We start from the raw sequence: 18,422 nt of genomic DNA on the forward strand, positions 1-18,422 counted from the left end.
TTTTCCTTTTTGGTGGTTTTACAGGCTGTTTTCCTTGATAAAACGGACTATTTCACTGATACGGCCGAAGGCCATCGCCGTTACTGTGTCTGCTGCGCCGTAATACAGGGCCAGCTTGTCTTCTTCATGGGAATGCAATGCCGCACAGGGGAATACCACATTAGGGACATCGCCCGTCAACTCGTATTGCTCGGCGGGACCTAACAGGTAGGGTTGTGTTCTGTATTTTACCTTATCCGGCTCGTTCTCGTCCAGCAAAGCGGCACCTACGGAATAGCGGAAACCGTTACAGGTATTGATCACACCGTGATAAAATAACAACCAGCCCTCATCGGTAAGAATGGGTACAGGGCCCGCCCCGATCTTGGTACATTGCCATGCGCTGTCTTCGAATGGCGTGACCTTCATTACACAGCGGTGCTCTCCCCAGTATTTCATATCGGGACTGTAGCTGATATAGATATCCCCGAAAGGCGTATGCCCGTTATCGCTGGGTCTGCTGAGCATGGCATATTTGCCGTTGATCTTCTGAGGGAACAGTACGCCGTTGCGGTTAAACGGTAAAAAAGCGTTTTCGCACTGGTGGAATTCCTTAAAATCGAATGTATACCCTATACCGATGGTAGGCCCGTGATAGCCGTTGCACCAGGTGATCCAGTAACGGTCTTCGATAAACGTTACCCTGGGGTCGTATTTGTAATCGGAATCGATCATTTCGGTATTTCCGGGCACAAAGGAAATGGGTTCGTGTTCTATGTCCCAATGGATACCGTCTTTGCTGAACCCGGCAAAAATGTTCATCTGTACCGCCTTGTTATCGCACCGAAACACACCGGCATAACCGTCTTCAAAAGGCACTACGGCACTGTTAAAAATACTGTTGGATGAAGGAATGGCATACCTGTCAATAATCGGGTTGGCATCGTACCTCCACATTATGTCGTTGCAATTTTCGGGTTTGTCCTGCCAGGGGATAGTATTCATAGATATGAGATATGAGATGTTAGATTTCAGATGTTAGACTCTTGGATATTGGACTTAATATTTTGCTTTGTTTTAATCTTTATATTTCCGGACCTTGTCCAGCCAGGTAAACTTGAGTATCACCGAAGTTACTGCAAATATCGCGAACCACAACAGGGTTTTGGGGTAATCGCGCACCATAAAGAACACGGGAAGCAGGATCATGCTGGACTGCCACACGATACCTACGGCACAATTCAGCATATCCATACCGAATTCCCTGTTTTCTTTTATAGCTGCTCCTTCTTCCTTCAATTCCCGGTACACGGGTTTCCACCATCCCCATGGTCGTACACTGGCATAAAAACTCTTCAGTGTTGCCCTGTTCGTGGGCGGGGTCAGGAATGTCCCCAGAAAACACCCGAGGAATGAAAATAGAAATATAACGGGAAACAGGTAAATGGCGGGGATATTTGCTGCTTCGTGCAAAAACGACCCGGCTTCAAAGTTGTGTTTGTTCTGGTCGAGCAAAAACTGCAGCGTGGCAACGATCAACCCGGCCAGCATTCCCCAGAAATAGCCCCAGCCGTTAAAGCGCCACCATATCCACTTTAAAAAGTTGGCCGCTACATAGCCCCCGTACAACGCACTGGTGATCCACAGTGTAATGGAATTGATGGATTCGGCAAAAAAGCCCATGATCACACCGAGGGTGACCACGAAAAAGGAAGCGAGATGGCTGGCCCTGATATAGTGTTTGTCGGATGCTTCCGGTTTGAAATATTTTTTATAGATGTCATTTACAATGTAGGCGGGCCCTGAATTTACAAAGGCCGAGAAGGTAGACATAAAAGCGGCCAGAAGCCCGGCGAGCAGCAAACCCTTTATCCCGACGGGCACGTGATGGTTGATCACTTTGGGAAGGATCATCTCCAGGTCGTTGGAAGTAACCGATCCGGAGGCGGCCATTGAAGGTGCCACATATACCAGCCCTATAACAACCACCCCGGCAATAAGCAGGTAGCGCGGGATAAAAAGTACGAGGTTAGTGAACCCGCTCATGTAGGCCGCATCTTTTACCGTTCTGGTGGAAAGTATGCGCTGCATATCATAACTGGGCGTAGGCCCGGCTACACTGGCAAAGAACCCTTTCAGCAGGGTCATCCCGATAAAGGCGCCGAACATTTTATAGCCTTGCGTATCGATCAGGTCGTTAAAAGTGGACAGTTTTCCTTCCCAGAAGCCCTGCAGTTCGTTCCCGAAGAAAATGTCCTTCCACTCGGCCGGGATCAATGCGGCTATTTGCGCATCACTGATCGTGATAAATGCATATGCTGCTATAAGAATCCCCGCAAGCACCATAATGAGATATTGCAGCACCTCCGTAGCCACTACGGAATACATTCCTCCTTTAATGGTATAGATTGTGGTCAGCAAAATTATAATGAGAGCATATCCCTGTGCCGAGGTGAACAAGAGTGTATTCCCTACGGTGCACGACAGGTCCCAAGGCAATATAATGGTCATGAACTTGCCAACCCCTTCAAAGAAATAGGCAATAAAGCCAACAGCGGCTACCACGGCAAAAACGGCAACGATAAGGTGAGAGGCCCTCCCGGCACGATCGTCCCCGAAGCGGGTGAGAATCCATTCAGAACCGGTCATAATATTGGACCTCCGTATCCAGGCGGCCAGGAACACCATGACAAATATCTGGTTCCAGATGGGCCACATCCACATGAACATAAAACTCTTTATACCGTAAAGAAACAGTATCCCCACCATCCAGGCCGTTCCCGAAACGTCAAACATCCCCGAGCCATTACTGAGCCCCAGATAATACCATTTAATACTGTTCCCTCCGAGAAAATAACCGTCCAGGCCTTTGGATGCTTTTTTGGACACCCATACCCCGATAGAGAGGGTTAAGATGATATACAGGGCAATAATAAGAACATCAATACTATCCATTTACCTATTTTTCGGTATTCACACCCCAGTTCTTGTTTGGTTGAGGGCCCATCACCAGCACCAGTTCTCCTCCGCCGGTTATTTCTTCATGGGTGATATAGGTCCTGTTCAACGCTTTTCCGTTCAGTGTGGCGGACTGTATGTATATATTTTCCTCCGATACGTTTTCCGCCTTTATGCTAAATTCCGCATCATCCGCTATTTGTATCACGGATTTTTCAAACAGCGGGCTCCCGATCTGGTATGTCCCCGATGAAGGATTATAAGGGTAGATCCCCATGGCGCTGAACACATACCAGGCAGACATCTGTCCGCAATCTTCGTTCCCGCTCAATCCGGCCGGTGTGGTGTTGTACTGGGTCTTTAATATTTCCCTTACCCAATACTGTGTACGCCACGGCTGCCCGGCGAAATTGAACATATAGGCAATATGATGACTGGGTTCGTTACCGTGTGCATACTGTCCTATCAAACCTGAAATATCGGGAGAAGCATCTCCGCCCTTTATTTCGGAACTTTCCGTGAATAACTGCTCCAACATTACCGCAAAGGGCTGGTCTCCTCCATGCAGTTGTATGAGTTCATCTACATCGTGAAGCACAAACCAGCTGTGCTGCCAGGCATTACCTTCGGTATAATCCGTTCCTTTTCTGTGTATGGAAAGTTTCGGATCAAAAGGTTCGTGCCACTGCCCTTTATCGGATTTTCCGCGCATAAATCCGGTTTCCGGATCGTATAAGTGCTTAAAGGCTTCGGATCTATCGGAAAAATAGTTGTAGTCTTCCTCTTTTCCGAGTTTTTCGGCCACCTGTGCAATGCACCAATCGTCATAGGCAAATTCCAGGGTTATGGTCACCGACTCATCCAGCAGGTTATACGGTACGTAGCCGTATTCCTTATAGAATTTAACCCCACGGCGCTCCTCGTCCTTCATCATGGTAACCTTCATCGCCTCGTAGGCCTTGTTTACATCAAATCCTTTTATCCCTTTTAAAATGGCTTCGGATATGACCGGAATGGCATGGTTACCCGTCATGGTATAGGTTTCATTACCGTATAATGTCCACACCGGAAGTGTTTTGTTTTCTTCATAATACATCAGCATGGAATTGATAATATCGGACACACGTTCCGGGTCCAGCAATGTCATCAGCGGCTGTGCGGCACGGAACGTATCCCAAAGGGACATGGTAGAATATGCCGTGTAATCTCTGGCAGTTACAATGCTGTCATTTTGCAGGCGGAACTGGCCGTTGGCATCGCTGAAGGTTACCGGGGCCAGTTGTGTGTGGTAAAGTGCTGTGTAAAAAATGGTTTTCAGCGAATCCACCGGAGTTTCCACTTCGATTTTGTCCAGCGTTTTATTCCACATTTCAGAGGCATCTTCCCTTACCGCATCGAAATCAAACCCTTCGCGTTCTTTCATATTTTCCCTGGCATTGTCGATGCTTACCGAAGAGAGACTGAGTCTGACCTCGAGTGTATCACCGCTTTTCTCATCAAAGAACAGTTGTGCCGATGTTTTAGCCCCGGTTACTTCTTCCGTGCCTTCTTTCATCTCTGCATCGGCATAAAGATTATGGGCAACAACAGGCTTGGAAAATTTTGCCACGAAAAAGACCTTCTGGTTTTTGGCCCAGCCCGTACTATGCCTGTACCCGCTTATGGTGGTCTCGTTTTCCAGGGTGATCCTGGTGTCCAGTGCCTTGTCCCAGTTGATGGCAAATCCGAGATCGACCACTACCGACTGCGGGTCATTCTCTTTAAAAGTATAACGGTGAAAACCGGTACGTTTTGACGTTGTCAGTTCGGCATTGATATCGTGGTCTTCGAGGTATACCTGGTAATACCCGGGGCCTGCGGTTTCGTTTTCGTGCGAATATTTTGATTTATAGGGATAGTCTTCCCTGGATTCAACAGGGACAGAAAGGTCCACTTCTTTGTTCACCGGCATAAAGAGCAGGTCAGCCAGGTCGCCGATACCTGTACCGCTAAGGTGCAGGTGACCGAACCCGACGGCAACGGAATCGGTATAATGATAACCGGAACACCAGTCCCATCCGGCCGTCCCGTTATCAGGACTGAGCTGGATCATCCCAAAAGGTACCGTGGCCCCGGGATAGGTATGCCCGTGGTCTCCCGTACCGATAAAGGGATCTGCATATTGGGTAAGGGAAGGAGCTTCCTCCCGTATCTGTTTATTATCCTTTTTTTCTCCTCCGCCACAGGAGGCCAGGGCACAAAGCATTCCGAGCAATGCGTAGGAAGTACACTTTTTTTTCATACAACAGTTTGTCAAGTCGGTCTTTATTCGTTAATTGCATCCCTCTAATCTACTTACCATTAATCCTATACCGCTTTATTCAGGTAACTTTAAGATTAATTCCAATATAAATTAAATCCGCAGGGATGTTACCAAATATTTATATTTTTGAGAACTTAAAGAATAAATTTAGACCAACAACATTTTTGAAGAGCCAAACGTCATAAAAATCCGTGAAAGTACCAGGTACAAAGCCGGAAGTACAAGACAAAAACCTCATGCACCCCAAATCCGGCATTCCGTGAACATCACCGCAAAAGAACGTTGTAAAAAACCGGGGCACGGATCATTAAAACACAGCTCCGCCCCAAGGGGATAACCAACTATGATACAAAAAAAGCAAATAGGCCGATTTTTCGATTTTAATTCCGCTACCAACTACCGGATCGCAATAAAACACCACATTATTTTCTGGTCGGTTTATTTCTTCTTCAACACCCTGCGGTGGGGAAGCTATTATCACGATTACTGGTATTCACTGAAGGCAAATATCGTAGGGTTTCCCATTCATATGACCCTGTGTTATCTCAACATCTATTATTTGATGCCCAGACTCATTTACAGGAAAAAATTCATCCTGTATACTGCCGGTATCCTGCTTGCCATTTACCTGATGGTACTGCTCAAGTTTTACCTCACTTATTTCCTGATAAGCACCAATGTATGGCCCGAAGGCCCGGAGGAGACCACCACCCTGTCATTGAACTACGTAGTACAGATGATGCTCGGCGAACTCTACGTGGTATCTTTTGTTACTGCCATAAAAATTACGGCCGACTGGCTACGGGAACACAAAAGGGCCTCCGATCTGGAAAAAGTACAACTGGAAACCGAATTGCGGTTTCTCAGAACCCAAGTCTCCCCTCATTTCTTTTTTAACACCCTGAACAACATCTATTCCCTGTCCATCGAACGGTCAAAAAAGACCCCGGAAACCATCCTGAAGCTATCGGAGCTCATGCGATACCTGCTCTATGAAACCAAGCAACGTAAACAGAGCCTCACCAAAGAGATTTTGTGCCTTCAGAACTACCTGGACCTGGAGCGTATGCGATACGGGGATTCACTGAAAATAAACATGGAGATCTCCGGGGACATAGAAGGAAAGAAGATTCCGCCGATGTTGTTGTTGTCTTTTATTGAAAACTGCTTTAAGCACGGGGCCAATAAAAATATTGACGAGGTAAAGATCGACATCGATTTTAATGTGGAAGGCGATTTCCTGTATTTCAAAGTGGCCAATACCCTACCGAAAGAGCGCTGCACTGAACCACCTGCGAAACAGTCGGGAGGCATCGGTATAAAAAACGTAAAGAAAAGACTGGCACTGGGATACAAAAAGAACGAATACGAACTTAATATCCATGAAGCGGACAACAGGTATATAGTAGCATTGAAGATCAAGGTAAGCTGAAAGAACTTCAGTACACATAAAAGCATAAGACCAACCCGGAAAAACAAGGTAAAATGGCTATACGATGTATTGTTATTGACGATGAACCACTGGCTATCAACGTACTAAAAAATTATATCACCCAGACCAGAGGGCTGGAACTGCTGAGTACGTTCAGCAATGCCCTGGACGGTACAGAATTTATGCGCAACAACAAGGTAGACCTTATTTTTCTGGACATTAACATGCCCGTACTGGACGGCCTGAACTTCCTCAAAAGCATCAATGTCAAACCCCTGGTCATCATCACTACAGCCTATGAAGAACACGCGGTAGAAAGTTACGAACTCGAGGTATTGGACTACCTGGTAAAACCCATTCCCTTTCACCGTTTTGTGATGGCGGCCAACAAGGCCTTTCGCATGCACACCATACAACAGAAAAGCAGCCTTCCCGAAGCTGCGGATAGAAAATTCATCTTTGTTAAAATTGACAAGAAAAAGATGAAAAAAATCTTTTTGGATGAAATTACGGTCATAGAAAGCCTGAAGGACTACATAAAAATAAACACCTACTCCGGCAAATATATTGTTCACCAGACCCTGAGCAGTTTTACGGATGAACTCCCCGCCGACAAGTTTATCCGCATACACCGTTCCTACACGATATCAGTAGACAAAATAGGGGCCCTGGAAGGAAACAGTGTTGAAATAGAGGGATACAGGTACACCATAGGAAGGAGTTATTTTAACGAGGTGAGAAGCAAAATACTGAACAAACCACCGGAAGACGATAATTTATAAAAAAAGCCGGGAAATTTACCCCGGCCTTTTTACTATATTTTTCGCTTTTTAATTAGTCGTAATATCCTATCCTTACACTCCCGTTACCGAAATAGACTTCTCCGTCTATGGCAACACGCGAGCCCCTTCTGTAGGGTGATTCCACGTAATAGGCATCTTCGCGGTATACCGGATAACCTTTTCCTTTTTTCACGTGTTTAGCATAGTGTTTACGCCTTTTTTTATCCCGCTTCCTCTGTTCGCGGTAGTATTCTTCTCTTTCTTTTCGCATTTCCCTGGCATATTCGGCTTCGGCTTTGGCCATTTCCCTGTAATACTCTTCATCGGCCTTTCGCATTTCCCTGTAGTGTTCTTCCATTTCCTTACGGTGTTCAACCTCACGCGGCTGGGCGGTCAAACCGGTAAAAGAAAGTATTGCAATTCCGAATAGCAAGGTTCCTTTAGTTTTCATCTGTTCCAGTTTTTAATATTATGACAAATGAAAAACAACTACCGTGCCAAATTCAAAACAAAGATCACAAACACCTGTTTACTAACAACATAATAAAAAAATCATCTGGACAATTTATTCAGGACCCCGAAAACCCCACGGACAAAAGTAGCGCTGGTCAACACCTTGATCAGGGGGTTCATCCCGGAACTCTTTCTTCGTGAAGTGTTTTTTTCCGCCTTTTTACGTTCTTCCTTCGCTTTTTGTTGTGCTTCCTCGGTTTCGGCCTGTTCTATTTTCCGGTTCAGAATTTCATAGGCACTTTCCCGGTCTATTTCCTCATTGTATTTCTCAACGAGCCGGGACCCCTCTATAATCTCTTTTATTTCGGTATCGGTAAGTATATCCATCCGGCTCATCGGGGCCCGGAGCATTGTGGCTGCCAGGGGTGTGGGCCGTCCTTTTTCGTTCAATGCCGTTACCAGTGCTTCCCCTATCCCCAGGGAGGTCAGCACTTCTGCCGTGTCGTAAAAGTCGCTCAGCGGATAGTTTTCGGCAGTCATCTTAATAGCTTTCCTGTCTTTGGCGGTAAAAGCCCTCAGTGCATGTTGTATTTTCAATCCTAGTTGTGATAATACGGCATTGGGCACATCCGTAGGCAACTGGGTACAGAAATACAATCCGACGCCTTTGGAACGAATTAGTTTTACGATACTCTCTATCTGGTCCAGCAAAGCATCGCTGGCTTCGTCAAATATCAGGTGGGCTTCGTCTATAAAAACCACCAGCTCCGGCCGGCCCGTATCGCCCTGTTCGGGCATGGTGTTGTATATTTCCGCAAGAAGACTCAGCATAAACGTAGAAAAAAGCTTCGGCCTGTCCTGTATATCCGTAAGGCGGATAATGTTTATGTAGCCCCTGCCGTTTTCATCCACCCGCATTAGGTCGTCGATCTCAAAAGAACGCTCCCCGAAGAAAAGTTCGGCGCCCTGTTGTTCCAGTTCTACCAGTTTCCTCAGGATCGCCCCGGTGGAAGCCGTAGATATCCTCCCGTATTCATCTTCTATTTCCTCCTTGCCTTCGTTAGTAATATATTGCAGTGTTTTTCTCAGGTCCTTTATGTCCAGTAACGGGAAATGATTGTCGTCGCAGTATTTGAACACAACAGACATAACTCCGGACTGCACATCGTTCAGGTCCAGTATCCGCGATAAAAGCACCGGGCCGAACTCAGAAATCGTGGCCCTGAGGCGAACACCGTCCTGCACGGAAATGGTCATCAATTCCACGGGGGAACCTTTCGCCTCGTAGGGTAATCCGATTTTCGCATGCCTTTCTTTGATAAAATCGGCTTCCTCTCCCGGTTTGGCTATTCCGCTCAGATCGCCCTTGACATCCATCTGCAATACCGGGATACCCTGCCGGGACAGGTGTTCGGACAGGATTTGCAGTGTTTTTGTCTTTCCCGTTCCCGTGGCTCCGGCAATAAGACCGTGACGGTTAAAAGTCTTCAACGGAATTTTTACATAGGCATTGGTTACGGTTTCCCCGTCAAGGATGGCTGATCCCAGGGTAATGGCATCGCCTTTAGTGGTATATCCTTCTGTAATATGCTTAAAAAAAGTATCTTTCCTGCTCATGCGATGTAAATTTTGATAAAAATAAACCAATTTTTTTGAAGTACGAAGGCGGAAGTATAAGCTACGAAGTATCTTGCCCTCAACTTCACACTTTACACTTCGCACTTCTGACTTTTGTATCGTATCTTTGCCGCATGATAAAAGAAGATGTTTCCGGATTGGTGGACAAAGGGGAAATGCTTCCCCTCATGGAAGAATTCTACACCATACAGGGCGAGGGCTATCACAAGGGTACTGCGGCCTACTTTATAAGGATAGGCGGTTGTGATGTGGGCTGTCACTGGTGTGACGTAAAGGAAAGCTGGAATGCGGAGACCCATCCGCCTACGGCTGTAGACAGCATCGTGGAAAATGCCGCAAAATATTCCGATACCATTGTAATCACCGGCGGGGAACCGCTTACATGGAATATGGAGCCGCTTACCTCGCGTTTAAAGGCCAGAGGGCTCAAAATACATATCGAAACTTCCGGAGCCTATCCCCTTACCGGGATCTGGGACTGGATATGCCTTTCCCCGAAAAAGATAAAACTCCCCACGGGGGACATTTACGAAAAGGCCCATGAATTAAAGGTTATTGTTTACAATCAGCACGACTTTAAATTTGCCGAAGAACAGGCTGCAAAAGTGAACGAAAACTGTATCCTCTATTTACAGCCGGAATGGAGCCGCCGGGACAAGATGATGCCGGAGATCGTGGATTTTGTAATGAAAAACCCGAAGTGGAAAGTTTCGTTACAAACGCATAAGTATCTGAATATTCCCTAACGGGTACCGGACTGGTTGCGAGTTGCCGGTTTCCAGTTGCCGATTGTGAGTTTTGTCAGTTATGATCTCCAGTGAGAAGTTACATATTCTTTAAAGCTATATATTTTTCCTCCTAATGCATGATACTGCTCCGCTAATTCGGAAATATCCTCACCTAAGCCGGGATATAGGATCTTTAATTTTTCCAGATGATTTACAGTTTCGTCATTACTGGAATTGGGAATATGTCAAAAACTTCACAAAATCGTTTTTGTATTTTTTTCGACCATAACCTTCCACAATATTGGAATTAACCGAATCCGATGACCTTCGTAACTGACTTCCCAACTCGAACAGTTCATATTTTGGTAAACGTAAAGATAATCTGTGCGCCTTGATAAATAATTCGAATGAAATCTTATAGATGTCAAGGTCTCTGTAAGAAGTAGTCATAATTATTGATTTTTATTGGTTTGGTTCAAACAGTAATAAAACACCCCCATAACAACAGGCAACTGGAAACCGGCAACTGTCACGCCCTGCTATATTTCCTGCGGTAATCCTGCGGCGTTAACCCCGTAACCCTTTTAAAAATCTTCCGGAAGGTTTTCAGGTCGTTATAGCCTACGTCATAGATCACCACATTGATACTTTCCGTTTTTCGTTCCAGTGCTTTTTTTGCTGCCTCTATCTTTACGCGCTGTAAATATTCCAGGGGAGTGTTTTGCGTGGCGTTCTTGAACCTGCGTATAAAATTACGCTTGCTCATATTGGCCCTTTCGGCCATGTTGTCCACCGATAAGGCGGTATGATAATTTTCTTCGATGTATTCCTGTGCCTTCAGGATTTCCCCGTCTTCGTGTTGATGTTGCCCCTGAAATACGCTGAAATGCGCCTGGTTCACCCTATCCATATCTATGGAAAACATCTTGCTGACCTGTACCCCCACTTCCCTGCCGCAAAATTTTTCGACCATATACAAGATAAGATTTAACGAAGAAAAAGCGCCTCCGCTGGTATAAATACCATCCTTGTCTGTAATTACCATATCGGGCATCAGGTCAATATCCCGGTAACGTTGCTGCATATCCGGAATGGCAAGCCAGTGAGAGGTACAGGGTTTCCCGGACAACAGCCCCGCTTCCGCAAGGAAATAACTGCCAAAACACAAACTGGCCACCTCCGCCCCTCTTTCTTTCATTGTACCTATCCATTCTACCAGGGCCCTGTTCTTTTGCAGGACGCCTGTAGCATCACCGTTAAAGGCCGGGACAATAACGAGATCAGTATTCGTCACTTCGGTCAGGGTTTTATGACAAATGAAGCGTGCCGGGGCAAAAAGCTGTATGTTCCTCGTCTTTTCGCTTACCAGCTCCAGTTCAAAAGGAGCAGAAAGCCCCATACCTTCCACAAACCTGTTCGTTCCGAGAAATATGTCTACCGCTCCCGACAACGCAGACAATACTGCATCTTTATAAACAAGTAAGGATATTTTTTTCATACGATTGTCCTTTTGATATCGTTATTGGCATTACCTTTATGACTGACTCACATTCCCACGTAAGACATTGAAAACCGGGTAATTATCCCTATTCAATCAAAAATACACATTTTTTGTCACAAACACCCCCTTAATATGGCAATTATACACTTTATGGTTGTCGGTTTTCTTTCCGAGTTTTGTATAAACATAAAAGCCTATCACCATGAAAACGCAATTATTAGCACAGTTCGACCTCCATCAAAGGCTATATAATAATGTACTGGAAGACCTGACCGATGAGGAAACGAACAAGAGAGTAAACGGCAACACACAGATGAACCATATCAAGTACCTTGCCGGGCACCTGCTCAATGCACAATACGGACTTGCCTACCTGGCGGGTATGTCTCCGGAAGTGAAGTGGAACGAATTGTTTGCAGCCGCAGGTCAGTCTGAAGCCAAAGACGGTATTCCCTATCCGGATATCGAGGCTGTGAAAAACGAGTGGAACCAAATACACGGGGAGATCCGGAAAGGGCTCGAAAAATTGTCTTCCGATACCCTGAACGATACGCCGGCACCTCCCCTGGACGGTATTATCGGAAATTCTACATTACAAGGTGTTTTTGACAATACCGTTGCAGGGTTATGGGCTTTTTTCAACCATCACCAGGCCTATCATATCGGACAGATCGGTATCCTGAGAAGGGGACTTGGCAAGGCTGCCATGCACTACGATGAAGTCCGGACCCGGATTGCGGAAAACAAATAAAATAATCTATAAAAACTTTAATTATGAAAGCAGTAAATGTATATCTGAACTTTGAAGGCCAGACCGAAGCCGCCTTCAACTTTTACAAATCCGTTTTCGGAGGCGATTTTATGGGCGGTATCATACGCTATAAGGATTTCCCTCCCATGGATGGCGTACCACCCCTTTCCGAAGCCGAGCAAAACCTTGTGGGACACGTTTCCCTTCCGCTGGGCGAGCACTCCATACTTATGGGAACGGATGTTGTGGAATCCATGTGCGACGGCCAAAAAACAATAATGGGCAATAACGTCCAGATCACCCTCGAAACCGACAGTACCCAGGAAGCCGAAACATTTTTCGGCAAACTGTCCGAAGGAGGCCGTGTCCTGATGCCGCTTGAAGAAACGTTCTGGGCTGAAAAATACGGGGCCTGTACCGATAAATTCGGGGTATACTGGCAGTTCAATTATACCGGAAACAAGGCACAGGGATAGAACAGGCACACTTAAAAGGGTTTCCGGGTCTTTCGCACACAATGATCCGGAAATCAATATAATACCTGTCAAAAATAATTATTACCTTATAAAAATTTTAGTCATGGAAAAATTTCAGATCACCATAAACGCACCCCGGGAAAAAGTGTGGGATGCCCTCTGGGATGAAACCAGCTACCCGGTGTGGACCGCTCCCTTCAGCGAAAGTTCGCAGGTAAAAACCGAGCAGTGGGACGAAGGCAGCAAAGTATTGTTTATAGACGGGGATTCCGGCGAAGGTATGGTTTCCAAAGTGGCCAGGAACATCCCGGGCGAATTTATGTCCTTCAGGCACATCGGCATTATTAAAAACGGTGTGGAAGATACGGAAAGCCAACAGGCCAGGGAATGGGGCGGAGAAGAAAACTATACCCTGAAAACCATTAACGGAAAAACCGAGCTGACCGTGGATATGGATATTGATGAAAAACACAAGAGCATGTTTGAAGACCTCTGGCCGAAAGCACTTCAAAAGGTAAAAGACCTGGCCGAAGGAAAACAGGCATACACTTAAAAAACCCAACCGAAAAGCGATGCACCACCATGGAGGAAAATAAAAACACTACAATAAACAAACCGCGGTCAAAACGTTCTATCTGGAAAGATCTCAAAAATGCCATATGGGGCACGGAAGCCGACTATACGAAAGTGAGCCTGAAAAAAGCCATCTTTCTCCTGGCGGTGCCCATGATCCTGGAACTGGTCATGGAATCAGCTTTTGCTGTTGTGGACATTTATTTTGTGGGTAAACTCGGGCCATCTGCCGTGGCCACCGTTGGCCTTACGGAAACCTACCTGTTCCTGCTCTATTCCATAGCCATGGGGCTCTCCATGGCCGTTACCGCTATTATTGCCCGGAGGATCGGCGAAAAGAAAAAAGAAGATGCCGGGGTTTCTGCCGTTCAGTCCATTTTTATCGGCCTGCTGGCCTCGCTCCCTTTTGCTGTTGGCGGAATATTCTTTGCCAGGGAACTGCTCACTCTTATGGGCGGTGATCAGTGGAGCCTGGAGCACGGCTACCGATACACGCAGTGGATGCTTGGCGGAAATGCCGTAATCATGCTCCTGTTTGTGATCAATGCCATTTTCCGCGGCGCGGGAGATGCCGCCATTGCCATGCGTATTCTCTGGATATCCAACGGGATAAACATGATACTGGATCCGTTGCTCATCTTCGGCTGGGGCCCCGTTCCGGCCATGGGAATAGAAGGTGCGGCCATTGCTACCAATATCGGGCGGGGTATCGGCGTACTCTCCCAGTTATGGCTCCTCTTCAAAGGCGGAAAACACATCCGGGTAAAACTCTCCCAGTTATACTGGAATGCGGGAATGATGCGCAACATCCTGCGCACTTCACTGGGTGGTATAGGCCAGATGATCGTTGCCATGACCTCATGGATATTTCTTGTACGCATACTCGCCGATGTGGGGAGTGAAGCTGTGGCCGGTTCAACCATAGCAATGCGTATTATGATGTTTACCCTGATGCCTGCCTGGGGGCTTTCCAATGCCGCCGCTACACTTGTAGGACAAAACCTGGGGGCGGGAAATCCGGAACGCGCCGAATCTGCAGTATGGAAAATTGGTTTTTACAATATGATCTTCCTCGTCGTGGTCTCGGTAATCTATTTTTTCTTCAACCAGCCGCTGATGAGCTTATTTACGGATGACCCCAGGGTTATAGCCATAGGAGGAGAATGGCTCCGCATTCTTTCCTACTCTTATTTTGTGTACGGCTGGTGGATGGTCTCCGTACAGGCCTTTAACGGGGCCGGAGATACAAAAACCCCTACCCTGATCAACCTGGTCTTTTTCTGGTTCATCCAGATCCCGTTGTCCTACCTGCTGGCCATTACGCTCGGCTGGGAGCATTCCGGAGTCTTCTGGAGCGTATTCATTTCAGAGACCGCAGTAGGCCTGTTTACGCTCTGGCTCTTTAAGAAAGGAAAGTGGAAAACAGTAAAGGTTTAAAAAAACAGTTAACATCCAATATGATGCATAAAAAAGAAGACCTATGATCACTAAAACCATTCAATTTCCCGTTTTGGTAGAAGATCTTGAAGCGGCCAAAGCCTTTTATACACAAAAATTCGGTTTTACCATCGTCAGGGAGGAGGAATTTTCGCCGGACTGGAAATACCTGACCGTGGCCCCGCAGAAAGATAACGAAACCGTGATCGAACTGCTGGAAGCCAAAACCGGCGAACAGAAGGCGCAAATCGGGAAACAAGTACACATCCAGCTGGCAACGGATGATATTCAGAAAGATTACGCGGTCTTAAAATCGCGCGGAGTCATATTCCACAGTGCACCCAAAAACGTCCCCGGAGGAAAAGGAGCGCCCTTTGAAGACCTCTGCGGCAATGTATTTGACCTGTATCAGAAAATATCCTGAAAATTGGGTATCTTTATGTTAAATTAAAAACACTATGTTCTCAATATTAACCACATAAAACCAAAACAAAATGAAAACACCCCGAAAAACCTCAAAAAAGATGTTCTGGACAGGAAAAATCATCAGCATCCTGCTCGTCTTGTTCCTGCTCATGGATGCCATCATGAAAATCATCAGGGCCACTCCTGCTGTCGAAGGAACAGTAGCACTCGGGTATCCGGAAAGCACTGTTGTGCCCATGGGAATTATTTTACTCATCTGTACGGTACTCTATATCGTTCCGCGCACTTCCGTATTGGGAGCCATTGTACTCACCGGCTACCTCGGAGGAGCTACGGCCACGCATTTCCGGGTGGAAGAGCCCGTTTACTTTTCCGTAGCCTTCGGAATACTGGTATGGCTGGGCGTATATCTATGTGACCATCGCCTGCGTACTCTTATCCCCCTTCGTAAAAAGGAAACTGTTGAAAACGGTAACAGCACATCATAAATTAATTTGAACTTTAATCCCGCGGCGTTTTATACATATCTGTAAAAACTCCCGGAAAACACGGGGTATTTGAACCCGTTATTTATTCATATCAAAAAACTCAAATCATGAAAAAAACAAGTATTCTCATCGCAGCTTTTGCCGTACTGACCGCTTTCGGTACAAAGGACACGATTCGCACTCAGGACCCGGTAAACCCGGTCACTACCATTACCAAGGACGATAAAAAAGTCCTGCTCGACTACTTTAAGAAAACCAACAAAAAACTGTGGAAAAATGTAAAAGGGTTGAGCAGTGCTCAATTACAATACAAAGCCGCCCCGGAAAAATGGTCGGTGGCTCAATGCCTGGAACATATTATCCTCACGGAGGATTACATTTTCGAAATGGTTGAAAAACTGATGCAGGACCCAGCCAACCCGGAGCGAAGGGACGAAATAAAAATCACGGACGAAGCCCTCATCAATGGCATGACAGACCGCAGCAAGAAAGCCAAGGCCCCGGAGGAAATACAACCTGAAGGTTCCTACACCGATACAAAATCGGCCATGAAAGCTTTTGAGGAGCAACGAAAAAAAATCATCACATTCCTCAAAAACACTCCGGTTGAAGAGATGCGAAAACACGTTACCGATTCCCCTTTCGGCGCTATCGATGCCTACCAGTTTTCACTGTTCATCGCTGCACACAGTGCCAGGCATACACTTCAAATAGAAGAAGTAATGGCCGACTCCGGGTTTCCTTCGGAATAGTGTTATACCGTAATGGCTTTACTCAGGTAATTCCGGAACGGTAGCATTTCACGGTATACCGAGATCACTTTTTCCTCAAAACCGGGAGAAGTGATCTCTTTTTCTGACAAATCATGGACCACCACATAGCTTTTGTGTTTCAACAGGTCTATGTGTGGGTGGTCTTTGGTATATCCCTTGGGATTGCCTTTAAGCCGGTCGTCATATAAGCCCCCGCCAAACCACTTTTTGAAATTGGGATTTTCCAGTATTTTCAAGAGTTCTTCCCCGTTATAATCTATGGCATCCCGGATACTGGTGAGGATATTCTTCTCCGGCCGGTAAAAACCACCCGCAATAAAACATTCTGAAATACCCAGGTGAATATAAAACTCACTCTTTCGGGGCGACTTGTCCAGCACGGCACCGAAATTATCCTTGTATACAGGCTTTGTAGGATGATACAGGAGGTTGTTGTTAATCCGGTTCAGTGCCTTTCCGGCAGGAGTGTGTTCATAATCGGGGTCCATGGTGGCCAGTTCCGCGTTCAGCGTTTCCAGCCATTTTTTATAGGCATCCCGAACAGTGTGATATTCTTTCCGGTGGGCATCCATCCATTCCTTGTGGTTGTTTTTGTTCAGGTCCCGGAGAAACCGGAACAGTCGGGTAAAATCCATCGCACAGAATTTAAGGTTTAAACAGCTACAGACCAATAGCCGCATTTTTGTCCCGGAAGATAGTAAAAAAACGAAACGTATCAGAATCCATACTTCAGGGCCACGGAAAAATAGGGAGCAGCGGAAAAATGAGGGTTACCATTTTCACTTTCGCTAAAAATGGATTTTAAGTTTCTTTCCCTGTAATACGCGTCCCGGCCGGCCGAAATACCTGCTGTAACGGGGATAGAGAACGATTTGTTAATAATGAACTCGGGTTGAAGGCCTGCTGTAAAGTATTGATGTGTAAACATCATCTTTTTATCGTTAATTTTTTCCAATGCAAGTGCCCCGTTTAATTCTGCTATCAGGTTTAACCGGAAATTTTCATGTATCCGCATCCCCGCTGAAACGGAAAGCCCGTCTATCATGGAAGCCTTGAGTTCATAACGCCCGTTTACTTCCCAATTGAAGTAAATTCCGGGGAAGACCATAGGATATCCGACCAGAGTATTTATGACAGGACCCAGCCCTATATCCAGATTATCCCTTAAATGCCATATAAATATTACCCCGCCATTGCCCAGGACATTATTTAATTGCACATCCGACACCTCGGTATGACCGGTATAAACCCCTGCGCCCAGCATGGCGAGGATAGACCATTTTTCGCCAATCGGTCTTAAATGGAACAGGCCCACCTGTGCATTCACTATTTTATCCGGGCCGAGTGCCCGTTCCATATTCCGGTTATTAAAAGAGGTATAACTTCCTCCTATACCCATTCCCCATACTGTTGAGCGATTGTCCTCGTCCGTCTTTACCGAAAAGGGAATTCTGGCATTTACCGAAAATATTTTTGCATCTCCCTTGCCTTCTGTTTTTTCGTTGTTCTCATCCTTAAAAACGGAAGACCCTATATATTCCGTTCTCAGTTCTACCTGGGCATTCAATCCGGCCCCGAACAACAGGGTTAACAGAAAAACATAAAAGAACCTTATCACTGTTATCATAACTATTTGCTTTTAATGATTAAAGCCACATCCCGCATGGATTTGACACCGCAAATATTAGCTGCCGTACCTCTTTATTAAAATACATTTGACGAATG

Annotated in this window: 19 protein-coding genes; 10 read left to right on the top strand and 9 right to left on the bottom strand. The window is 46.1% G+C overall.

The features are described from left to right. Positions 1 to 18 precede the first annotated feature (18 nt). The 3 genes from LS482_RS05805 to LS482_RS05815 all read right to left on the bottom strand — a co-directional run bounded on the left by LS482_RS05805 (position 19) and on the right by LS482_RS05815 (position 5,218). Positions 19 to 984 (bottom strand): glycoside hydrolase family 130 protein, encoded by a 966-nt coding sequence (locus LS482_RS05805; RefSeq protein ID WP_233030807.1) that lies wholly within the window; start codon positions 982 to 984, stop codon positions 19 to 21. A 72-nt stretch (positions 985 to 1,056) separates the two neighbouring features. Further along, complete coding sequence (locus tag LS482_RS05810) at positions 1,057 to 2,934, bottom strand: sodium:solute symporter family protein (RefSeq protein WP_233030808.1); 1,878 nt, start codon at positions 2,932 to 2,934, stop codon at positions 1,057 to 1,059. Positions 2,935 to 2,938: 4 nt separating this feature from the next. After that, positions 2,939 to 5,218 (bottom strand): GH92 family glycosyl hydrolase, encoded by a 2,280-nt coding sequence (locus LS482_RS05815; protein WP_233030809.1) that lies wholly within the window; start codon positions 5,216 to 5,218, stop codon positions 2,939 to 2,941. A 364-nt stretch (positions 5,219 to 5,582) separates the two neighbouring features. Here LS482_RS05815 and LS482_RS05820 point away from each other — a divergent pair, with 364 nt between their 5' ends. Both LS482_RS05820 and LS482_RS05825 read left to right on the top strand, forming a co-directional pair. Continuing rightward, complete coding sequence (locus LS482_RS05820; RefSeq protein ID WP_233030810.1) at positions 5,583 to 6,671, top strand: sensor histidine kinase; 1,089 nt, start codon at positions 5,583 to 5,585, stop codon at positions 6,669 to 6,671. Between the two features lie 53 nt (positions 6,672 to 6,724). Continuing rightward, positions 6,725 to 7,453 (top strand): LytR/AlgR family response regulator transcription factor, encoded by a 729-nt coding sequence (locus LS482_RS05825; RefSeq protein ID WP_233030811.1) that lies wholly within the window; start codon positions 6,725 to 6,727, stop codon positions 7,451 to 7,453. A 52-nt stretch (positions 7,454 to 7,505) separates the two neighbouring features. Here LS482_RS05825 and LS482_RS05830 read toward each other — a convergent pair whose 3' ends face one another. After that, positions 7,506 to 7,904 (bottom strand): hypothetical protein, encoded by a 399-nt coding sequence (locus LS482_RS05830; protein ID WP_233030812.1) that lies wholly within the window; start codon positions 7,902 to 7,904, stop codon positions 7,506 to 7,508. A 101-nt stretch (positions 7,905 to 8,005) separates the two neighbouring features. Then, positions 8,006 to 9,523, bottom strand: a complete 1,518-nt coding sequence (locus tag LS482_RS05835) for a helicase HerA-like domain-containing protein (protein WP_233030813.1) — start codon at positions 9,521 to 9,523, stop codon at positions 8,006 to 8,008. 134 nt (positions 9,524 to 9,657) lie between these two features. Here LS482_RS05835 and LS482_RS05840 point away from each other — a divergent pair, with 134 nt between their 5' ends. Beyond that, on the top strand, positions 9,658 to 10,290 hold the full coding sequence (locus LS482_RS05840) for a 7-carboxy-7-deazaguanine synthase QueE (RefSeq protein WP_233030814.1): 633 nt from the start codon (positions 9,658 to 9,660) through the stop codon (positions 10,288 to 10,290). A 207-nt stretch (positions 10,291 to 10,497) separates the two neighbouring features. On the opposite strand, the gene LS482_RS05845 is transcribed toward LS482_RS05840, so the two are convergent. Both LS482_RS05845 and LS482_RS05850 read right to left on the bottom strand, forming a co-directional pair. Continuing rightward, complete coding sequence (locus LS482_RS05845; RefSeq protein ID WP_233030815.1) at positions 10,498 to 10,722, bottom strand: four helix bundle protein; 225 nt, start codon at positions 10,720 to 10,722, stop codon at positions 10,498 to 10,500. Positions 10,723 to 10,801: 79 nt separating this feature from the next. Next, on the bottom strand, positions 10,802 to 11,770 hold the full coding sequence (locus LS482_RS05850; protein WP_233030816.1) for a GlxA family transcriptional regulator: 969 nt from the start codon (positions 11,768 to 11,770) through the stop codon (positions 10,802 to 10,804). Positions 11,771 to 11,975: 205 nt separating this feature from the next. Between LS482_RS05850 and LS482_RS05855 the strand changes: the two genes are divergently transcribed. From LS482_RS05855 to LS482_RS05885, 7 genes are all read left to right on the top strand, one after another. Then, on the top strand, positions 11,976 to 12,524 hold the full coding sequence (locus LS482_RS05855) for a DinB family protein (RefSeq protein WP_233030817.1): 549 nt from the start codon (positions 11,976 to 11,978) through the stop codon (positions 12,522 to 12,524). Between the two features lie 23 nt (positions 12,525 to 12,547). Next, positions 12,548 to 13,000: a VOC family protein gene (locus LS482_RS05860; RefSeq protein ID WP_233030818.1), complete on the top strand. Its 453-nt coding sequence runs from the start codon at positions 12,548 to 12,550 to the stop codon at positions 12,998 to 13,000. Positions 13,001 to 13,103: 103 nt separating this feature from the next. Next, positions 13,104 to 13,553, top strand: coding sequence for an SRPBCC family protein (locus LS482_RS05865; RefSeq protein WP_233030819.1), 450 nt, complete (start codon positions 13,104 to 13,106; stop codon positions 13,551 to 13,553). 29 nt (positions 13,554 to 13,582) lie between these two features. Further along, on the top strand, positions 13,583 to 15,010 hold the full coding sequence (locus LS482_RS05870) for an MATE family efflux transporter (protein WP_233030820.1): 1,428 nt from the start codon (positions 13,583 to 13,585) through the stop codon (positions 15,008 to 15,010). A gap of 43 nt (positions 15,011 to 15,053) precedes the next feature. Continuing rightward, on the top strand, positions 15,054 to 15,434 hold the full coding sequence (locus tag LS482_RS05875) for a VOC family protein (protein WP_233030821.1): 381 nt from the start codon (positions 15,054 to 15,056) through the stop codon (positions 15,432 to 15,434). Positions 15,435 to 15,504: 70 nt separating this feature from the next. Next, the gene (locus tag LS482_RS05880; protein WP_233030822.1) at positions 15,505 to 15,924 is read left to right on the top strand and encodes a DoxX family protein; all 420 of its coding nucleotides are present in this window, start codon (positions 15,505 to 15,507) and stop codon (positions 15,922 to 15,924) included. Positions 15,925 to 16,031: 107 nt separating this feature from the next. Further along, positions 16,032 to 16,676 (top strand): DinB family protein, encoded by a 645-nt coding sequence (locus LS482_RS05885; RefSeq protein ID WP_233030823.1) that lies wholly within the window; start codon positions 16,032 to 16,034, stop codon positions 16,674 to 16,676. 2 nt (positions 16,677 to 16,678) lie between these two features. Here the strand turns inward: LS482_RS05885 and LS482_RS05890 are convergent, their stop codons facing one another. Then, the gene (locus LS482_RS05890; protein WP_233030824.1) at positions 16,679 to 17,332 is read right to left on the bottom strand and encodes a DUF2461 domain-containing protein; all 654 of its coding nucleotides are present in this window, start codon (positions 17,330 to 17,332) and stop codon (positions 16,679 to 16,681) included. A gap of 80 nt (positions 17,333 to 17,412) precedes the next feature. Next, complete coding sequence (locus LS482_RS05895) at positions 17,413 to 18,324, bottom strand: DUF6268 family outer membrane beta-barrel protein (RefSeq protein ID WP_233030825.1); 912 nt, start codon at positions 18,322 to 18,324, stop codon at positions 17,413 to 17,415. Positions 18,325 to 18,422 lie beyond the last annotated feature (98 nt).

Origin of the sequence: Sinomicrobium kalidii, assembly GCF_021183825.1 — a bacterium.
Lineage (GTDB): Bacteria > Bacteroidota > Bacteroidia > Flavobacteriales > Flavobacteriaceae > Sinomicrobium > Sinomicrobium kalidii.